Origin of the sequence: Brevundimonas sp. A19_0, from assembly GCF_017744255.1 — a bacterium.
Taxonomy (GTDB): Bacteria; Pseudomonadota; Alphaproteobacteria; order Caulobacterales; family Caulobacteraceae; genus Brevundimonas.
The window spans coordinates 27455-46877 of sequence record NZ_JAGHQP010000016.1; the positions used below are offsets into that span (position 1 = coordinate 27455).

A 19423-nucleotide genomic window follows, 5' to 3' on the forward strand; every position below is an offset into this window, starting at 1 on the left:
CGGATCAGTAGGCGTCGCAGGCCGCGCGGTTACCGGCTTCGCAGGCCGCGACCTGTTCCCGCCAGCGGGCGTTGCGGGCTTCCCACGCGGCGCGTTCGGCCCTGTACTCGGCCTGGGTGGTCTCCCAACGCGCGCGCTGACGGGCCGCTTCGGCCTCGGCTTCGGCGATGCGGGCCTGGCGGGCGCGCTCGGATGCCTCATATTCGGCACGGGCTCGGGCCTCCGCCGCATCTGCGGCCTCAAGACGGGCGAGGACCTCGGCGTTCAGGCGATGGGTCTCGGCATCGCCGCTGTCTTGCCGGGCAGGGTCCTGCAGGACGGGGTCCTGAAAGACGGGGCCGGACATCATCAGGGCGGCGGAAAGGGTCAGGGCGGAAATCATTGTATCCTCCGGTATGTCTTGCCCTTCAGAAACGGCCAAGCCTGTTAATGTTTCCCGATCCGGCTCAGGCGGCAAGGACCAGTTCGAACCGGGTGCCCTGCGGACCGGTCGAAACCAGTCGCAGACTGCCGCCCTGGGCCTCGGCCAGTTCTCGCGAAATGGTCAGGCCCAGACCCGAGCCTTCGCGTCCGGAGCCGGACACGAACGGCTTGAACAGCTGCTCCTCGATACGGGGCGGAATGCCGGGGCCGTTGTCCTCGAGCCGGATGCACACGCGCGGGCCGCGCACCTCGGCGCTGACCTCCAGCCGCGGGGGGCGGGTGCCGCTCAGGGCCTCGGGCGTATCGGTCAGGGCCTGACGGGCATTGCGCATCAGATTGACGAGGATGCGGTGCAACTGGTCCGGGTCGGCGGTCACCGACAGGCGGGCGGGCAGGTGGCGGACCAGTTTCAGCTCGCTGTGGTCCAGTCCGGCGTCCTGTGCGGCGGCCGTCAGGGCCGGGCCAAGGGCGACCCGTTTCAGCTGGGGCTCGGGCTCTTCGGTCTTGCCATAGTCCAGCACATTGCGGGTCAGGGCGGTGGCGCGGCCCAGCGCCCGCTCCAGCCGGGGCAGGGCCCGGGCCACGGCAGGGTCGGCCGAGTCGGCCATCCGGTCCGACGCGATCTGCGCGGCGCTCAGCATGTTGCGCAGGTCGTGATTGATCTTGGCCACCGCCTCGCCCAGCGCGGCCAGCCGGGCCCGGGAGCGCAGGGCCAGTCGCACCTCGCCCTGCATGCGGGCCAGCTCGCGCTCGACCTGCCCGATCTCGTCACGCCGGTCGGACGGGGGTTCCGGGTCTGACTCAGGATCGCCTGCGAACCGCTCGATCGAGCGGGTCACCCGGTTGAGCGGGCGCAGCACCAGGACGGCCAGGGCGGCATAGAGCATCAGACCCGCCAGACCTGCCACCAGCACGGCGGTCAGCAGGCTGTTCACGAGGGTGGCGCGCAGTTCCTGCTTGAGGGGTTCGGCGGGGGCGAGGATTTCGACATAGTCGCCCGAGCGGTAGCGAGGGCGCGCCTGAACCCGGATCGAGCGGTCCGGGTGGCCGAACAGGGTGCGCCACGGGTCGATCAGCCGCGTCCAGGTGCTGCGGCCCCTAAGGTCGATGACATCGGGCGCGCGCGGCAGGTTCGGGGCCTGAAGCAGCAGCCGCCGTACCCCCTGATCACCGACCACCACGGCCTGGACGCCGCCGATGGTCATCAGTTGCTCGGCCACCTCGTCGTCGACCATACTGTAGGGAAGGGCCTCGACGGCGGTGGAGGCCAGCTCGGCGGCCTGCAGCCGGTCGCGCAGCCAACGCTCGTGGAAGCCTGCCGCATTGGGCACGATGATCAGGGCGCCGACGGCAAAGGTGAAGATGACCGTCAGCAGCAGCAGGCGCAGCGCCAGCCCGGAGATCATGCGCGGCACGGGCTGGGCTCCGGCGGGTGCGCCGGCACGGTCCCTGAGCGCCGTCAGGGGCTTGATCGCCCAGTGGTAGACCCGGTGCGTGGCCGCCGTCATGCCATCCTCTTCCGGCGACGCTTGTACCACGTCTGGCCGCCCTTGATCAGCAGGGGCAGCAGGATCGACAGGAAGGCCACGCCCATCAACGGCCAGAAGAATTTCGAGACCAGCATGTTCAGGTCCGGCTGGACCCCCTGTTGCAACAGGTCACCGAGGCCCGACCCGATCCAGGTGTAGATATAGGTCGAGGGCAGCAGGCCGAGGAAGGTCGCAAGGATATACGGCCGCAGGGGGGCCGCGACCATGCCGGCCGTGGCGTTGATCAGGACGAAGGGCACGCTGGGGATCAGCCGCAGGGTCAGCAGGGTGACAAAGGCATTGCGGTCGATGCCGGTCGCGATCTTGTGCATCATGCCCGCGTCGGCCTCGAACTTGGCCCTCAGCCAGGTGCCGATGGCGCTTCGGTACAGAAGATAGATGGCGATGGACCCCAGGGTCGCCCCCGTCGCCTGCGCCAGCGCCCCGACCGCCGGGCCGAACATCATGCCGCCCAGCAGGGTCAGGAAAACAGGCCCGGGAATGGTGCTGGCCGTCGCCACGGCATAGACGGCGACGAAGATCACGAGCGCCAAAAGAAAGTTGTCGGCGGCAAAGGCCTGAAGATTCAGGCCATGCTCGCGCAGCATCTCCATCGACAGATATTTGTTCCAGCCCATGGCGAAGGCCAGGATCACCAGTGCGCCCAATGCGATTACGGGTGACAGGCGCAAGGCCCAGTCCTTTACCGACCGCGGCGCATGGCGTTTGGCGACCGTCCCGGCGTCGGGCTCAGGCTCGAGATCGGCAGGGGTCAGGGGCTGGGTCATGGCTCCACGGTCCGGTTCTGGGGGCGGTTGGCACGCCGACGGCGTTGACACCCGCGCCCCGGGGTCTTATACGCCCGCCCTCTTGCGGTGGACGCCTTCCTGTCTGCCGCCTCACCGCTAGATATATGGAGCCGACCGTGAAGCGGACCTATCAGCCGTCGCGACTCGTGCGCAAGCGCCGACACGGCTTCCGTTCGCGGATGGCCACCAAGAACGGTCAAAAGATCGTTGCGCGTCGTCGTGCCAAGGGCCGTAAGCGCCTGACGGCCTGATGCGTAGGGTCTCTCTTTTCGAGAGACCCCTGAGTGGCCATGACCCGCATTGAACGCCTTACTTCGCGGCCCCAGTTTCTGGCGGCCGCGAAAGGCATGTCTGAAGCCCGGGGCGGGGTGGTGATCCAGCGCCGCGACCGGGCCGACGCGATTTCGTCCATAGGCGTGGGTTTTACCGCGACGCGCAAGATCGGCGGCGCCGTGGTGCGCAACCGCGCCAAACGCCGCCTGCGCGAGGCCGCGAGGCTGCTGGTCCCCGACCTGGGCGTGCCCGGATCGGACTATGTGCTGATCGCGCGCATGGGCACGGTCGACCGCGACTGGTCACGTTTGCTTGACGATGTGAAATGGGCCCTTACAAGGCTCGCGACCCCGCGCCCGCCGCGGCCGGACAAGCCCGTCGGGCCTTCGGCCTCGCCCGCACCCTGATACATCTGCCAGACAGGCCAGGACCGCCGATCCATGAACAGCGACAACAATCGCAACACGATCATTTTCATCGTGGTCACGGTGATCTTCCTGTTCGCCTATCAGGCCTTTGTGCTGCAACCGCAGGCCGACCAGCGCAAGGCGGCCCAGAAGGCCCGCACTGAGGCCGTCGCCGAGCAGACGCAAGCGGGCCCGGCCCTGCCGACCGACTCCGCCGACATCCCCCCGGCGCCGACCGTGTTCGTCACCGACCGTCAGGCCGCGCTGGGCACCGCCAGCCGCGTCGCCATCGAGACCGACAAGCTGCGCGGCTCGCTGTCGCTGGAAGGCGGCAAGATCGATGACCTCTATCTGCTGGGCTATGACCAGACGCTGCACTCGGACCAGCCGGTCGAGCTGTTCCGCCCTCAGGGCATGGAGTACGCATATTTCGCCCAGTTCGGCTGGCTGGGGACCAATGTCGCCGGCGGCGTGCCCGGGCTGGATACGCCCTGGCGCCTGACCGACGGCGAGACCCTGACGCCGGCGACGCCGGTGACGCTGACCTGGGACAACGGCCAGGGCCTGCGCTTCACGCGCGTCATCTCGATCGACGACCAGTATCTGTTCACCATTACGGACACGGTCGCCAACTTCAGTGCGCAGCCGATCACCGTCGCCCCCTATGGCTCGGTCCGCCGTCAGGGCGTGCCGCCGACCCTGGGCCGCGAAATGATCTCGCACGAGGGGGCCATCGGCACCTTCGGCAAGGACGGCCGCTATTCGACCGATCAGGTCAAATACAAGGACTGGGCCAAGAAGCCGCCGATCCGCGAGGAATCGACCGGCGGCTGGCTGGGCATCACCGACAAATTCTGGCTGGCTGCCCTGATCCCCGATCAGGACGAGGCCATCGAGGCCGAGTTCCGCGTCCGCGAACAGGGCGCGGTCAAGTCGATGCAGGCCAATATGCTGGGCGAGGCCGTGACCATCCGCCCGGGCCGTCAGATCACCGAGACCCGCCACCTGTTCGCCGGGGCCAAGCGCAACGAGATCCTCAAGGCCTATGAGGACAGCCTCGGCCTGCCGCGCTTCATCTATGCAATCGACTGGGGGATGCTGTTCTTCCTGACCCGGCCGATCTTCATGATCGTCGAATTCTTCTACGGCCTTCTGGGCAATTTCGGTCTGGCCATCCTGGCCCTGACCGTGGTCGTCAAGCTGGTCATGTTCCCGCTGGCCAACAAGGCCTACGAGAGCATGTCCAAGATGCGCAAGCTCCAGCCCAAGATGGAGGAGATCAAGAAGAAGTACGAAGGAGACATGCAGAAGCAGCAGCAGGAAACGATGGCGCTGTATCAGCGCGAGAAGATCAATCCGCTGGCCGGCTGCATCCCGATCCTGATCCAGATCCCCGTCTTCTATGCCCTCTACAAGGTGCTGTTCGTCACCATCGAAATGCGCCACGCGCCCTTCTTCGGCTGGATCCAGGACCTGTCCTCGCGTGACCCCACGAACATCTGGACCCTGTTCGGGCTGATCCCGTGGGATCCGGGTAGCGTGCCGCTGATCGGCGGCCTGCTGGTCGGAACACTGGGGCTGGGCGTCCTGCCGATCTTCTATGGCCTGACCATGTGGCTGCAGATGGCGATGAACCCGCCGCCGCCGGACCCGATGCAACGCAAGATTTTCGGCTTCATGCCGTTCGTCTTCACCTTCATCATGGCGCCGTTCGCGGCCGGCCTGCTGGTCTACTGGGCGTGGAACAACATCCTGTCGATCATCCAGCAGTACATCATCATGCACCGCTTCAAGGCCGAGAACCCGATCGACACCTTCATCGATCGTATCCGGAAGAAGGCGGCGTGACCGACTTCACCGACGAGGAGCTGGAGGCCGCGCGGGTGCTGTTTGCGCGGCCCGCCACCTTCGTCATGGGCTGCGCCAAGATCGAGCAGCTGCCGCCGCCCGACTGGCCCGAGATCGCCTTTGCCGGACGGTCGAACGTCGGCAAGTCCAGCCTGATCAACGCCCTCGTGGGTATGAAGGGTCTGGCCCGCGCCTCGAACGAGCCGGGGCGTACGCGAGAGGTCAACTTCTTCGATCTGGACGGGCGGATGCGTCTGGTCGACCTGCCGGGCTATGGCTGGGCCAAGGCGTCCAGGGGCGAGGTCAAGCGGTTCCAGAACCTGGGCCGGGACTATCTGCGCGGGCGGGTGACGCTGAAGCGCGTCTATCTGCTGATCGACGGCCGCCACGGCCTGAAGTCGGTCGACAACGAGGCGCTGGACGCCCTCGATCTGGCGGCTGTCAGCTATCAGATCGTCCTGACCAAGGCGGACAAGCTGAAGGCGGGCGAGGGCGAGAAGCGCGTGGCCGAAACGCTCAAGGCCATTTCCAAACGCCCCGCCGCCTATCCCCAGGTGGCGCTGACCTCGTCCGAAAAGGGTTGGGGCATTCCCGAACTGCGTGCCTGGGCCATGGCTGCCGCCGAGGTCGCTCCCTAGTCGGCGGGAAGCGACAGGGCGAGGCCGATCATGGCCTCCAGCTCCCCGTCGGCCGTCTCCAGAGCCTGCTCCAGTCGCGCACAGGCCTGAAGGATGCGTGAGGCGTCGCGAACCTCCGGGTTCGCATGCTGTTCGCCCAGACGGTCGCGATCGAGGTAGCGCCAGCCGCTGTCGGCGGGATGGGCCCGGATCAGCTCCCAGCGGGCCTCGGCATCCAGATCATCGGCCAGCCGGGTCCAGCGCCGGGCCCGGGGGCCCTTGCGATAGAAACCCGCCTTCACCGGCAGATCATGGGCCCGATGGACCGCCAGGGCCCGGTCCCGCAGGACCGTCAGCCGCACCCGCGCCCCTGTGTCAGTCAAGGTTGAGGGCGCTGGTGACCGAGACATCATAGACCACCCGCGTGACGCTCTGGACCAGTTCGAAGAACTGCCGCAGTTCGGTCGAGCCCGAGCGCGGCACGAAGATCAGATCATCGGGGCGGATCTCGAAATCCGAGGCGACGAACAGGCCGTTGGGCCCAGACAGGTCGAGGCGGTACACAACAGGCACACCGCGCGGGGTGGGCGGCTGTACGAGGCCGAGCGCGCGGGCCGCTGACGGCGTCTCGAAGCGGAAGATCAGCACCGAACGGGCATTCGCCGTATCCGGATTGGGACCGCCGGCGCGGGCAAGGGCCGCAGCAAGGGTCAGCGGACCGGGCCCGATCTCGGCCTGGGATACGGCGCCTAGGGCTCCCATCACACTGTAGCGGCGCGGCTGGTACTCAAGCGTCACCCGGTCACCGGGGGCCAGCCGGACATTCTGGTCAAACCGGCGGGTCACGGTGGTGTAGGGCGCGCGCCAGGTCGCCTCGCCGCGGGACAGGACGACCTCGACCTCTTCCGGGGCGCGTGAGGTACCGCCGCTTGCGGCCACCGCATCCAGCAGCCGGTCCCGTCCGGTGGCCAGCGGCACGCGGCCCGGGGTGCGCACCTCTCCCAGCACGGTGACGCTGGTGGATGGGGCCTCGGCCAGGGTGACCGTCACCTGAGGATTGCCGACCCGCCCGATAAGGGCGCGACGGATGGCAGCGCCGGCCTCGGCCACGGTCAGTCCCTCCACCCGCACCGCTCCGGCGAACGGGATCTGGATGGCGCCCCCGCCATCCACGACGGCGGGCGGCAGGGTCTGGCTGGCCCCCTGTACCGTGCCACCACCGCCGCGCGACCCGAACAGGGCGCCGCTGGGCTCATAGATGGAGACCGACAGGGTGTCGCCCACCCCGATCCGGTCCAGCGGCACGACGCTCCCGGCGCCGGCGAGAGAGCCCCGTTCCTCCGTGGGCATGGCCCGAAGAATCTGGCTGGCCGTGGCGTCCAGATCGACCACGGCATAGGTCTGCGCTCCGGCAGTGGCGTCGACATCGCGCGCCGATGGCCCCTCGACCGGCAAGGTCGAACATCCTGCAACAGCACAGGTCAGGAAGACGGACAGCAGGGCGGAACGGGTCATGGCGCAGACTTACCGGCCTTTCCGGGGGGGCGCCAGTCGCTGCGTGATGCGCCGGGCGGTCAGATCCCCGGTCGCATCTGCAAGGCTTCGGCGACGATGTGGAAGTGATCGCTCCAGCTCGCCGCCTTGTACGGCACGGGCTTGAGGTCGCCCCGCGCGGCGCGCTCGATCGCCTTGTACCAGCCGGGACCGTCCAGCGGATCGATCAGCTTGGCCTTGGGCACCAGTTCGCGGTGGGCGGCAATGTCCGATGCGATCAGGGGCACGCCCATGGCCATGGCCTCGACCGCCGGCAGGTCAAAGCCTTCAACCTCCGAGGGCGCCAGCACGCCCCGCGACGCCCGCATCAGGCGCGACAGGGCCGCGTCGGGCAGCTCCGAGGCGTGATGCACCAGCCCTTGCAGCGGCGGGGATCGCTCGAGCAGGTCCATGACCGATTCATTCTCCCACCCGCTCCGGCCGATCAGCACGAGGGAGGGTGCGTGCACGCCCATATGCTCCTCAAGCCGCCGCCAGAGGGTAAGCAGGAAGGCCAGGTTCTTGCGGGCCTCGATGGTGCCCACGTGCACAAAATAGGGCCGCTCGGCCGGTCGCCAGTTGGGGTCGGAGAAGGGCGGTTCCAGTCCCAGATGAGCGACCACTGTGGTCGGGCACTCCAAGCCTTCGGCTTCGGCGAACGTCTTGAGGACTTTGGCTGTGGTCTCCGAATTGACCACCAGCACGGCGCCCTGACGCAAGGCCAGCCGGATGCGGGTGCGATGGCGGGCCGCCTCGCCCGGGCGGCAGTATTCCGGATGGGTGATGGGGATCAGGTCGTGAACCATCAGCACGGACCGCGCGCCCTCGGCGGCCAGATCCGACAGCAGGCGCGCACTGGTCAGGCCGCTGTGCCCGACGTTCACATACAGGCTGCCGCCCGGGATATCGGGCAGGGCGCGCGACTTCAGCAACCGCGTGACCGCCTCGCGCCGGGGCTCCCGGTCCGGTCGCCGCGCGCCGGCCACCGAGCGGTTGCCTCGCGGTCGGGCCAGAAGTTCGGTCAGGGCGCGCTCGGCCTCGCCGACCGTGTCGCCCGTCCAGCGGGTGCGCGTCGCGGCAACCAGCTCCGAGAACCATTTGCCGTCCAGCGCCAGCAGTCGGTCGCCGCGGCTGCGCACCGGCACGAAGCGGACATCGGGATGTCCCATCAGCCATTCGGCATAGGCCAGGCACACGCGATCCACCCCGGTGGGGGTGGTCCGGCCGCTGCGCTGCGCCAGCCGCCCGCCGTCGAACAGGACGGTGCGCGTCATGTTCAGGTCAGCTTGTCGTAGAGGGTGCGCAGGCGCGCCTGATAGGCCTCGGGGCTGAATTTCGCCGCCTGTATCCGGCCCCGCGCCGAAAGGTCGGCGCAGAGGTCCTCGTCCGAGGCCAGGGCCAGGATGTGCCGGGTCATGGCATGCACATCATAGGGATCGACCATCAGCGCCGCATCGCCCGCGACTTCGGGAAGGGACGAGACATTGGAGGTCAGAACGGGCGTGCCCAGACTCATGGATTCGAGCACGGGCAGGCCGAAGCCCTCATACAGGGACGGGAACAGCGTCCCGCGTGCCCCGCGGATGAGGGAGACCAGAACGGAGAAGGGCAGGTACTGGAAGAATTTCAGCTTCTTCTTGCGGATCTTCTTGTCCTGGCGCGCCTGGTGCATCAGCTGCACCTCGTCCTCTTCCAGCCAGGCCCGGCCGCCGACGATCACCAGCGGCATGTCGACATTGGCCGCCAGATAAGCCTCGACCACGCGCGCCAGATTCTTCTTCGGCTCCAGCGCGCCGAACCAGAGGAAATAGCCCTTCCACGGCAGGCGGAAGACGCCCTCCAGTTCGCGGGCCACCTCCTCGTCGGTGCGGGCGAGGTATTTGGGGGGCACCGAAACGGCCTGCCAGGTGTTGGTCACCCGGTCCTCGGGCACACCGAGAAGGGTGATGACGTCACGCCGCGTGGCCTCGGAAACGACCGCGATATGGTCGGCATGCCGGGCAATATCGCGGCTGATGCGCAGGAAGCGCCGCTTGTTGTCCAGGGTGGTGTGCGGCAGCTTGAGCGGGATCAGGTCGTGGATGGTGTACAGATTGGCCACGCCGCGCGCCCGCAGCGGCATCACTGTCGTCCAGTGCATGATGTCCGGCTCGCGCGTGTCACCCGAGCCCTTGAAACTGACCGGGGTGAAGCCCTTGGTCAGGCCCCACCATTGGTCCGCCCGGCCGAACAGGCGCGGCGCGCTCCAGAAATCCTGCACTTTTGGCCGACCACCCCCGCGAGCAGGCCAGACGACATTGTCCGAGATCGGCACCGGCCGGGCCGTGGCGCCGAGAGGGGTCATGACCAGTTCTCGCCGATCCCGCCACTTCTTGCCCTTGGCCGCGACCGGGTCGACGAGGGCGATCTCGTTCAGGATGGGCCGCTTCGCATAGTTGTGGCCGGGTCCGTACAGGATCTGGCTTTCGAAGCCCGCCCCGTTCAGGCCCTCAATCAGGTTGCGGCCGTAGGTGGCGATGCCCGACCCCTTGGCCAGGCCGATGTTCATGGCGTCGATACAGATACGGGTCATGTCAGGAGACGTAGCCTGCCTGCATCAGTTCGGCGAGGTGGATGATGGCCACCGGTCGTTCGTTTTCGACGACCAGCAGGGTCGAAATGCGGTTCTGGGTCAGCAGGTCGACGGCGTCGCTCATCCGGGCGTCGGGTGAGACCTGTTTGGGGTTGCGGCTCATGATGTCGGCGGCGGTCAGCCCCTTGAGCGAGGGCGGGTCCTCGCCGAAGGTGCGACGCACATCGCCGTCGGTGATGATCCCGGCCAGGCGACCGTCAGCATCGACCACGGCGGTCGCGCCCTTCATCCCCTCGGTGATGGCAGAGATGACGTCGGCAAAGGGCGTATCGAGTGCGACGGTGGCCACCTTGCGCGGGCGGTCCCCCATCCAGTCGCGCACGCTCTGCAGGCTCATGCCCAGCTTGCCGCCCGGGTGGTGCAGGCCAAAGGCCTCGGCCGAGAATCCCCGCCGCTCCATGAGCACCATGGCCAGGGCATCGCCCAGCGCGAGTGTCATCAAGGTCGAGGTGGTCGGTGCCAGATTGTTCGGGCAGGCCTCGGCCACCTGGGGCAGTTGCAACAGGACCGCGCTGTTGCGGCCAAGGAAGCTCTGCGGGCGCTGGGTCATGCCGATCACCGGAATCCCGCGCCGCTGGCAGAAGATCAGGGGGTCGCGCAGCTCGCGGCTCTCGCCCGAGTTCGAGATGGCCAGCAGGGTGCAGTCATCGCGCAGCATGCCGAGGTCGCCGTGGCTCATCTCGGCGGGGTGAACGAAAAAGGCATTGGTGCCGGTCGAGGCCAGGGTCGCCGCCAGCTTTCCGCCGATGTGGCCCGACTTGCCCATGCCGGTCACCACCAGATAGCCGGGACGCGACAGGATCACCGAACAGGCGCGCGCGACGCTGTCGTCAAGCCCGGCTTCCAGGGCCTCCAGGGCTTCCCGGTTCAGGCGGATCACCTGACGGGCGTGGTCGGTAATCGCCCGGGTCGTGTCGGCATCGAAGGGGGGCTGGGTCATGTCACCTGTGCCTTTGCGACCGTCGCCGGCCCGCAGTATTGAGGCGGCAGGGTGTGCCGCATCGCGCCTGTTTTCACAATGCCGAACCCGGTTCGCGAGCGCGGTTGACGTGCGTGTTTGACCCCACCGCCGATACGCGACAACCTTTGCCGCAACGGGGCGTTAGCAAGGCCACGACCCGACCCCGCCGTCCTCCTCCCCCTCCGGACGGCAATTTTCCGAGACAGTGGCCGGCGCCGTGCTGCGCCGCCCGATGGCATGACAAGGACCTGACCGCACCCTGATGACGGCCGCAATCGCCCAGACCGATCCCCGCGACATCGCACCGCCTCCGGCCCCCTCGGCCCTGACGGCCGCGCGCGACCCTGTTGCCCTGTTTCTGGATCTGGACGGCGTACTGGCGCCGATCGAGGCGCGTCCCGATGACGTCGTCCCCGACCCGCGCCGGACCCGGCTGCTGGATCGGCTGGTTGAGGCCCTCGACGGGCGGGTCGCTGTACTCAGCGGGCGGAGCATTTCCGACGTTGACCGGATTCTCGAGCGCCGGATCGCGGCGGTCGCCGGTGTGCACGGGCTGGAACGCCGGACCGCCGACGGCCAGATCGACAGTGTAGGGGCCGAGGCGGATGTCGCTCTGGCGGCCGAAAGCCTGACCGACGCACTCAGCAACGCCATCGCCGCCGGTGTCCAGCTCGAGAACAAGGGGGTCGGCGTCGCCATCCACTATCGGAACGCGCCGGACCGGGGACCGGAGGTCCGCCATGCGGCGACCGTCGAGGCGCGCGCGCGCGGGCTTCACCTGCAGCCGGGCCATATGGTGGTGGAGCTGAAGGGCGGCGACACGGACAAGGGCCGGGCGCTGGCCGCCTTCCTGACCGAGGCGCCCTTTGCCGGGGCCCGACCGGTCATGATCGGCGATGACCGCACCGACGAGGCCGCCTTTCGCGCCGCCGAGGCGGCGGGCGGGTTCGGCATTCTGGTCGATCCCCGCTGGGCCAGCGCCGCGCGCTACAGCCTGCCGGACACGGCGGCCGTCGCGGCCTGGTTGGCAGGATTTGCGGAGGGTGTCCGATGAAACCGTCGCTGGACCTCGCTCCCATCGGCAACTGTGCCGTCAGCGCCCTCATCGACCGTCAGGGGCGCTACGTCTGGGCCTGCGCGCCGCGCGTCGACGGCGATCCGCTGTTCTCCTCCCTGATGGACGGCTCCGACCCCGAGCATGGTTTCTGGGATGTGGTGCTGAAGGATCAGGTGCGCGCCGAGCAGGACTATCAGCGCAATACGCCGGTGCTGCGGACCGTCCTGCACGACGCAAACGGAGCCTCGGTCGAGATCATCGATTTCTGTCCCCGTCATGCGCACCAGCAACGCACCTATCGCCCGCTGGCCTTCGCGCGGTTGATCCGCCCGCTGTCCGGAACGCCGCGCATCGCCATCCGCCTGCGACCGGCGGCCGAGTGGGGCGCGCGCCCGGCGGATCGTACGCATGGCTCAAACCACATCCGCTATCTGTGCACCGGGGCGACCTTCCGGCTGACGACCGACTGTCCCGTCAGCCACATCCTGAATGAGCGCACATTCCGGCTGGAAAAGCCCTACGCCTTCTTCTTCGGTCCGGACGAGGTCTACGACCAGGACGTCGGCCCCGGCGTCAGCGCGGCGCTCGACCGCACGCTCGGCTACTGGCGCGACTGGGTGCGCAAGCTCTATCTGCCGCTCGATTGGCAGGAAGCGGTGATCCGCTCGGCCATTACCCTCAAACTGTGCGCCTATGAGGAGACGGGGGCCATCGTCGCCGCCCTGACGACCTCGGTGCCAGAGTTCCCGGGCAGCGGCCGCAACTGGGACTATCGGTACTGCTGGATCCGCGACGCCTATTACACGGTGCGAGCGCTCAACCGGCTGGGCGCCGTCGACATCCTCGAAAACTATCTGGTCTATCTGCGCAATCTGGTCGACCAGGCCGACGGAGGGCATGTCCAGCCCGTCTATGGCGTGGGGCTTGAGCCGGCCATCACCGAGACCATCGTCGATACGGTTGAGGGCTATCACGGCATGAAGCCCGTGCGGGTCGGCAACCAGGCGCACGAGCATCTGCAGCATGATGTGTACGGACAGATCGTCCTGCCGCTCGTCCAGGCCTTCTACGACCAGCGCATGATCCGGCCGGGCACGCTGGAGGACTTCGAAGCGCTGGAGCGGGTGGGGCAGCGCGCCTTCGAGATGCATGACCAGCCCGATGCGGGTCTGTGGGAGTTCCGGACATTTGCCCGGGTCCACACCTATTCCTCGGTGATGTGCTGGGCCGCGTGCGACCGCCTGGCCAAGGCAGCCCTGCATCTGGGGCTGAAGGATCGCGCGGCGGACTGGGCCCGGAAGGCGCGGACCATCCGCACCCGGATCGAGGCCGAGACCTATCGCGAGGAGGAGGGCCACTTCGCCGCAAGCTTTGGCGGCGACGAGCTGGACGCTTCCCTGCTCCAGCTGACCGACGTCGGCTTCCTGCCGGCCAACGACCGCCGGATGGCGCGCACCTTCGAGGTGATCGAGCGCGATCTGAAGAAGGGGCCCTTCCTGTTCCGCTATGTGGAGCCGGACGACTTCGGCGAGCCCGAGACGGCCTTCAACTTCTGCACCTTCTGGTTCATCGAGGCCCTGCACCAGAACGGCCGCGACGAGGAAGCCCGCGCCATCTTCGAGGAAATGCTGGCGCGGCGTACCCATGCCGGCCTGCTCAGCGAGGACATCGCCGTAGAGAGCGGCGAGCTGTGGGGCAACTATCCGCAGACCTATTCGCTGGTGGGTATCATCAACTGCGCCATCCTTCTCAGCCGCTCGTGGACGGATGTGCGATGAGCCGCCTTATCGTCGTTTCGAACCGCGTGTCCGCCCCCACCGATCCGTCTGCGGGGTCGGCGGGCGGGCTGGCGATGGCCCTGTCGGCTGCGCTCCGGAAATACGACGGCCTGTGGTTTGGCTGGTCGGGGAAGACCACGCCCGAGTGGAAGCCCGAGGCCCAGATCGAGGACCGTGCGGGCGTCACCGTCGCTCTGGTCGATCTGGAGCCGCAGGACGTTGAGGAATATTACAACGGCTATGCCAACAAGACGCTGTGGCCGCTGTTCCACCACCGCGTCGACCTGTCGGCCTATGAGCGTTCGTTCGGCGAGGGCTATGAGCGCACAAATGCCCGGTTCGCCGAGGCGCTGGCCCCGCTGATCCAGCCCGACGACCTGATCTGGATCCACGACTATCACATGATCCCGCTGGCCCGGGACCTGCGCCGGCGCGGGATCCGCAACCGGATCGGCTTCTTCCTGCACACACCCTGGCCGGTGCGACAACTGCTGGTCACGCTGCCCTATCACCGGCGGCTGGTGGAATCGCTGTTCGACTTCGACCTGCTGGGCTTCCACACCCGCGAGTGGCTGGACCTGTTTCGTGACTATGTGGCCTCAGAGCCGGGCATCCACGGGCGCCTGCTGCCCAACGATGCCCTGATGGCGTTCGGCAAGACCGTGCAGACGGGTGTCTTCCCGATCGGTATCGATGTGGACGCCTTCCTCGAAGCGCGCAACTCGGTGCTCGGCGTGCGCACCTATGACCGCATGGCCGCCTCGGCCGCCTTCCGGTCCATGATCGTGGGCGTGGACCGGCTGGACTATTCCAAAGGACTGGAACAGCGGCTGCTGGGCTATGAGCAGTTCCTTGAGGACCAGCCGGACCAGCGGGGCAAGGTCTTCCTGCTACAGGTCACGCCCTTGTCTCGCGACGACGTCGACACCTATCAGGACATTCGCGGCCGCCTCGACAGCCTGGCGGGTCACGTCAACGGGACCTATGGCGATGTGGACTGGCAGCCCGTGCGCTACCTGAACCGCACCTATCGCCGCGACCAGCTGGCCGGCATCTATCGCGCCGCGCGCGTCGGCCTCGTTACGCCGCTTCGCGACGGGATGAATCTGGTCGCCAAGGAATATGTGGCGGCCCAGGACCCCGACGACCCGGGCGTGCTGATCCTGTCGCGTTTCGCCGGCGCGGCCGAGGAGATGACCGAGGCCCTGCTGATCAATCCCTTCAGCCGCGAGGAAATCTCTGACGCCCTCAGCCGCGCGCTGGCCATGCCGCTGGCCGAGCGCAAGGACCGCTGGCAAGCGTTGATGAAAGTCGTGCGCGACTCGGACGTCTCCCTCTGGCGCGACCTGTTCGTCTCGACCCTGAGGTCGATCCCGGCCGGGGGAGGGCCCGTGCCCGAGGTCTGATGCCTCAGTCGAGGGCGCCGCTCAGCCAGTGGAGCACATTGAGGACGAACTGCTCGTCGTCATGCCCCTCGGTGGTCAGGCCGAACCGAAAGTCCTCGCGTTGTTCCTCGGGTGGAAAGCGGATCAGCTGGGCGGTCAGCATGCCGGCCTCGCCCAGCACCACCACCCGGCCGCGGCCGTGCTCGAATGCCAACCCCTGCGCGGGCAGGGCAGGGGTCGACAGCTCGGCTAGAACGGCTTCGCGGTCATCGCCCGCTTCCAAGCGGTCACGGATCACGCCGAGAACGTCCCGATCGACCGCCTCCCGGTCACCGGGCAGGGTCGCCAGCAGTACGACGGCCCCGGGCGGCCCCGACAAGGACTGGCCAGTAAAGCTGCGGACCACGGCCACGGTCTCTTCAGGTCGGCGGCCCCGGAGGATCAGATGATCCCCAAGGGTGTCACCTTCGAACAGCAGATTGGTCGTCAGCCCGCCGTCGGCGACGCGGAAGGCGTAACCTGTCCCCATCTCCACGCCCAGCCGGGTGGCCAGCGCCTGTGCCGCCGACCCGTGAGGCGCGTGGTCCGCCGCCAGCAGAAGCGCCCCGCCATTGCGGACCCAGGCGTCGATGGCCACGATCTCGGCCTCGGTGAAGGCTGAAGGCTCGGTTGAGGAACGGGCTGCAGCATTGGAAATTACCAGCACATCGACCCCGTCCAACGCGCCGGGCGTGTCGAAGCTTAGCGTGCCGGCCACGACCTCGTAGCCGTCGGCCCGGGCGAGGGCTGTGAATCCCATGTACCGCCCATCGATCGTCTGAACGCTGCCATGGGCCGCATCCAACAGGATCCTTGGCCCGCCAGAGGGATAGGCGGGGCTCGCCACGACGGGACGGTAGTCCGGGTCACCCCTCTGTTCCTGGGCCAGCGCAGGGTTCGCCCCGAGCAGTGCCAGCCCCGCGAGGATGCCGATCAGACGTCGCACGGTGCCCTCAGTAAATCTCGAACAGGCCCGCCGCGCCCATGCCGCCGCCGACGCACATGGTGACGACGCCGTATTTGGCGCCGCGTCGCTTGCCCTCGATCAGCACATGGCCGGTCATGCGCGCGCCCGACATGCCATAGGGGTGACCAATCGAAATGGCTCCGCCCGACACGTTCAGCCGATCATTCGGAATGCCCAGCCGGTCGCGGCAATAGATGACCTGCACGGCAAAGGCCTCGTTCAGCTCCCAGATGCCGATGTCGTCGACGGTCAGCCCATGGCGCTCCAGCAGTTTGGGCACGGCGAACACCGGGCCGATCCCCATCTCGTCGGGCTCGCAGCCCGCGACGGCCATGCCGCGATAGGCGCCAAGCGGGGTCAGGCCGCGCTTCTCGGCCTCCTTGGCGTCCATGATGACCGAGGCCGAGGCGCCGTCCGACAGCTGGCTGGCATTGCCGGCCGTGATGAACCGGCCCTGCTCGATCTTCTCGCCGCCGCCGAAGACGGGCTTGAGCGACGACAGACCCTCCAGCGTGGTCTCCGGCCGGTTGCCCTCGTCCTTCGACAGGGTGACCTCCTTAGAGGACGTCTGACCGGTGGCCTTGTCCATCACCTGCATGGTGGTGGTCATGGGCACGATCTCGGCATCCAGGTGCCCCGCGGCCTGGGCGGCGGCGGTGCGCTGCTGGGACTGCAGGGCGTATTCGTCCTGGGCCTCGCGTGAAATGCCATAGCGGTCGGCCACGACCTCGGCGGTCTCCAGCATCGACATATAGATGTGCGGCGCCTTCTTCAGCAGGGCCTCATCCTTGAACCGGTAGAGGTTCATGTGCTGGTTCTGGACCAGCGAGATGCTCTCCAGTCCGCCGCCCACGGCAACCACCTGTCTGTCGACCATCACCTGCTTGGCCGCGGTGGCGATGGCCATCAGGCCCGAGGCGCACTGGCGGTCGAGGCTCATGCCCGCCACGGTGGAGGGCAGGCCGGCTGCCAGCGCGATCTGGCGCGCCACATTGGTCGAGGTCGAGCCCTGCTGCAGGGCCGCGCCCATCACCACATCCTCGATCTCGGCCGGATCGACGCCCGAGCGCTCGACGGCATGGCGCACGGCGTGGGCGCCCAGCTGCTGGGCCTGGGTGTCGTTAAAGGCCCCGCGATAGGCGCGCCCGATCGGGGTGCGGGCGGTCGAGACGATGACGGCTTCACGGGACATGTGTTTCTCTCCTGATGATTGGGCGCAGCTAAGCGCGTGACCCCGCGTCAAGGCAAGGGTCATTCACGCGCGCGAGAGGGTGTCGGTGCCCGCCCTTCAGGATCAGCCTTTCAGGGCTGCCTGCAGCTTGCCCAGTTCGATCATCCCCTGGGCGGCGCCCATCTCGGGCACGATCTCGTCCGAGCGGTCGGAGATGTCGCCAAAACGGGCGGCCACCTGTTCGCGGGCGTCGGCGCCCGTGGCCCGGATGCCCTGGGTCAGGGTGACATAGGCCCGCTCGAACCCGCCGGCGCCTGCGGCCAGGATGCAGCGATTGGGGGCATCCTCGGCGACCAGATGAACCAGACCCGGCGAAACCAGCTCCGGGCCCAGCTGGTCCAGCGGCAGGGCCGCGCCCAAATCCTCGGTCATGCGGGTGTGGGCGGTGGGTGCCAGACAGTTTACGCGGATATCGTTCTTCTGCCCCTCGATCGACAGGGTCTGCATCAGGCCGACCAGCGCCATCTTGGCGGCGCCATAGTTGGACTGGCCGAAATTCCCGTACAGGCCGGACGACGAGGTCGTCATGACGATCCGGCCGTAGTTCTGCTGTCGCATAATCTCCCACACGGCCTTGGTGCAGTTGACCGCCCCCATCAGGTGGACGTCCACGACAAAGCGGAAGTCGTCTAGATCCATCTTGGCGAAGGTCTTGTCGCGCAGCACACCGGCGTTGTTGACCAGGATGTCCACGCGCCCCCACCGCTCCATGGTTTCCGCGACCATCGACTCGACCGCACCGTAGTCCGTCACCGACGCGCCGTTGGCCATCGCCTCGCCGCCGAGGGCCTCGATCTCCTTGACCACGGCCTCCGCGGCGGTCGCCGATCCCCCCGTTCCGTCGCGGGCGCCGCCCAGGTCGTTGACTACGACCTTTGCGCCCCGTTCGGCCAGCGCAAGCGCATGGCAGCGGCCCAGTCCACCGCCCGCTCCGGTGACAATGGCGACCCGTCCGTCAAACTCCTGCCGCATGAGCGACCCTCCTGTGATGGTTAAAATGCGCTCCAGACGGGAGCCAAACGCCCGCCCGGGGGGATTTGTGTTGGAATCCGGCCACAGTTGTCCCCCAGATGCGTCAATTCCGGAACCTCAATTGCACAATGCCGTTCGAGGCTGGGAGCCGCACGTGTAAGCACGAGCATACTGTCTGAATTTGACGACTAGAGTTTTCAAGAGGGATGAGCATGAAGGTGAAACTTCTCGCCAGCGTCGCCGCCGCCGGCATCTTCGCCGCCGGCGCTGCGTCGGCAGAGCCGAATGGCTGGTACGGCGCGGTTGACGCGGGCTGGCACACGGTCAACGACGTTTACGGCGTGGATTCGGCGGCCGGCAACGGCTGGGACTTCGAGGTTGAGGACGGCTGGGCGGCGTTTGGCCGTCTGGGCTACCGGTTCGACCAGAACTGGCGTGTGGAGCTGGAAGGCGGCTATCGCGAAGGCGAGCTGGCCGAAGTGACCCGCACGGCCCCGGTGCCGCTGGAAACCGGCATCTGCCAACCGTCGACCACCGGTGCCTGCGGCGTGCCCGCCGGTCACATGCAGGTGGCGAGCCTGATGGCCAATGTCATCTATGATTTCGGTGACGCCTCGTGGTCGCTGCGTCCGTTCATCGGCATGGGTGCCGGTGTGGCGCGCGTCGACACCGAGTTCCTGGGCGCCATCGGTGGCAACCGCACGGTCGGCATCGCCGCCGACGACGCCAACACCGCCCTGGCGGCCCAGTTCCTGGGCGGCGTCTCGTGGGCCATCGGTAACCGGGCCAACCTGGACCTGACCTATCGCTATTTCCGCACCGACTTCGAGTTCGACACCCAGGTGTCGAACACCCTGTATCCGGTCGGTCAGATCGAGGGCGACTACAACGACAGCCACGCGGTGACCCTGGGTCTGCGCTATGCGTTCGGTGCCGATGCGCCGCCGCCGCCGCCTCCCCCG

19 protein-coding genes are annotated in these 19423 nt (G+C 67.6%); 8 read left to right on the plus strand and 11 right to left on the minus strand.

What is annotated here, in order from left to right:
• Positions 1-4 precede the first annotated feature (4 nt).
• From J7346_RS12605 to J7346_RS12615, 3 genes are all read right to left on the minus strand, one after another.
• Positions 5-382 carry a hypothetical protein gene (locus J7346_RS12605; RefSeq protein ID WP_209120326.1) on the minus strand — a complete coding sequence of 126 codons (378 nt, stop codon included), beginning with the start codon at positions 380-382 and terminating at the stop codon, positions 5-7.
• A gap of 64 nt (positions 383-446) precedes the next feature.
• The gene (locus tag J7346_RS12610) at positions 447-1931 is read right to left on the minus strand and encodes a HAMP domain-containing sensor histidine kinase (protein ID WP_245157852.1); all 1485 of its coding nucleotides are present in this window, start codon (positions 1929-1931) and stop codon (positions 447-449) included.
• On the minus strand, positions 1928-2740 hold the full coding sequence (locus J7346_RS12615) for a TVP38/TMEM64 family protein (RefSeq protein WP_209120327.1): 813 nt from the start codon (positions 2738-2740) through the stop codon (positions 1928-1930). Before J7346_RS12615 ends, J7346_RS12610 begins: the two co-directional genes overlap by 4 nt.
• Before the next feature lie 137 nt (positions 2741-2877).
• On the opposite strand from J7346_RS12615, the gene rpmH reads away from it, so the two are divergent.
• From rpmH to yihA, 4 genes are read left to right on the plus strand one after another with little or no spacing between them, the layout of a single operon-like run.
• Positions 2878-3012: a 50S ribosomal protein L34 gene (gene rpmH / locus J7346_RS12620; protein ID WP_003164000.1), complete on the plus strand. Its 135-nt coding sequence runs from the start codon at positions 2878-2880 to the stop codon at positions 3010-3012.
• Between the two features lie 39 nt (positions 3013-3051).
• Positions 3052-3441: a ribonuclease P protein component gene (gene rnpA, locus J7346_RS12625; protein WP_209120328.1), complete on the plus strand. Its 390-nt coding sequence runs from the start codon at positions 3052-3054 to the stop codon at positions 3439-3441.
• 33 nt (positions 3442-3474) lie between these two features.
• Entirely contained in the window at positions 3475-5289 is a 1815-nt protein-coding gene (yidC, locus tag J7346_RS12630) for a membrane protein insertase YidC (protein WP_209120329.1), read from the plus strand.
• Positions 5286-5927 carry a ribosome biogenesis GTP-binding protein YihA/YsxC gene (gene yihA / locus J7346_RS12635; protein ID WP_209120330.1) on the plus strand — a complete coding sequence of 214 codons (642 nt, stop codon included), beginning with the start codon at positions 5286-5288 and terminating at the stop codon, positions 5925-5927. Before yidC ends, yihA begins: the two co-directional genes overlap by 4 nt.
• Here yihA and J7346_RS12640 read toward each other — a convergent pair.
• Genes J7346_RS12640 through J7346_RS12660 form a run of 5 tightly spaced genes read right to left on the minus strand, consistent with a single transcriptional unit; the run spans position 5924 to position 11011 of the window.
• Positions 5924-6289 (minus strand): hypothetical protein, encoded by a 366-nt coding sequence (locus tag J7346_RS12640; protein WP_209120331.1) that lies wholly within the window; start codon positions 6287-6289, stop codon positions 5924-5926. The genes yihA and J7346_RS12640 overlap by 4 nt on opposite strands.
• Positions 6282-7421 carry a polysaccharide biosynthesis/export family protein gene (locus tag J7346_RS12645; protein ID WP_209120332.1) on the minus strand — a complete coding sequence of 380 codons (1140 nt, stop codon included), beginning with the start codon at positions 7419-7421 and terminating at the stop codon, positions 6282-6284. Before J7346_RS12645 ends, J7346_RS12640 begins: the two co-directional genes overlap by 8 nt.
• A 59-nt stretch (positions 7422-7480) precedes the next feature.
• Positions 7481-8713 carry a glycosyltransferase family 1 protein gene (locus tag J7346_RS12650; protein ID WP_209120333.1) on the minus strand — a complete coding sequence of 411 codons (1233 nt, stop codon included), beginning with the start codon at positions 8711-8713 and terminating at the stop codon, positions 7481-7483.
• A gap of 2 nt (positions 8714-8715) precedes the next feature.
• Positions 8716-10011, minus strand: a complete 1296-nt coding sequence (locus J7346_RS12655) for a glycosyltransferase family 1 protein (RefSeq protein ID WP_209120334.1) — start codon at positions 10009-10011, stop codon at positions 8716-8718.
• Between the two features lies 1 nt (position 10012).
• Positions 10013-11011, minus strand: coding sequence for a KpsF/GutQ family sugar-phosphate isomerase (locus J7346_RS12660; RefSeq protein ID WP_209120335.1), 999 nt, complete (start codon positions 11009-11011; stop codon positions 10013-10015).
• Between the two features lie 283 nt (positions 11012-11294).
• On the opposite strand from J7346_RS12660, the gene otsB reads away from it, so the two are divergent.
• From otsB to J7346_RS12675, 3 genes are read left to right on the plus strand one after another with little or no spacing between them, the layout of a single operon-like run.
• Positions 11295-12086: a trehalose-phosphatase gene (gene otsB / locus J7346_RS12665; RefSeq protein ID WP_209120336.1), complete on the plus strand. Its 792-nt coding sequence runs from the start codon at positions 11295-11297 to the stop codon at positions 12084-12086.
• Positions 12083-13867: a glycoside hydrolase family 15 protein gene (locus tag J7346_RS12670; protein WP_209120337.1), complete on the plus strand. Its 1785-nt coding sequence runs from the start codon at positions 12083-12085 to the stop codon at positions 13865-13867. Before otsB ends, J7346_RS12670 begins: the two co-directional genes overlap by 4 nt.
• Entirely contained in the window at positions 13864-15273 is a 1410-nt protein-coding gene (locus tag J7346_RS12675; protein ID WP_209120338.1) for a trehalose-6-phosphate synthase, read from the plus strand. The genes J7346_RS12670 and J7346_RS12675 overlap by 4 nt, the downstream gene beginning before the upstream one ends.
• Before the next feature lie 4 nt (positions 15274-15277).
• On the opposite strand, the gene J7346_RS12680 is transcribed toward J7346_RS12675, so the two are convergent.
• The 3 genes from J7346_RS12680 to J7346_RS12690 form a co-directional block, all read right to left on the minus strand.
• Positions 15278-16237 (minus strand): DUF4350 domain-containing protein, encoded by a 960-nt coding sequence (locus J7346_RS12680; protein ID WP_209120339.1) that lies wholly within the window; start codon positions 16235-16237, stop codon positions 15278-15280.
• Positions 16238-16244: 7 nt separating this feature from the next.
• Positions 16245-17450, minus strand: a complete 1206-nt coding sequence (locus J7346_RS12685; protein WP_209120340.1) for an acetyl-CoA C-acyltransferase — start codon at positions 17448-17450, stop codon at positions 16245-16247.
• A gap of 102 nt (positions 17451-17552) precedes the next feature.
• A complete protein-coding gene (locus J7346_RS12690) occupies positions 17553-18461 on the minus strand; it encodes an SDR family NAD(P)-dependent oxidoreductase (RefSeq protein WP_209120341.1) in 909 nt (302 codons plus the stop codon).
• A gap of 212 nt (positions 18462-18673) precedes the next feature.
• Between J7346_RS12690 and J7346_RS12695 the strand changes: the two genes are divergently transcribed.
• Positions 18674-19423: outer membrane beta-barrel protein (locus J7346_RS12695; protein ID WP_209120342.1), on the plus strand; the 750-nt coding region annotated here is incomplete at its 3' end.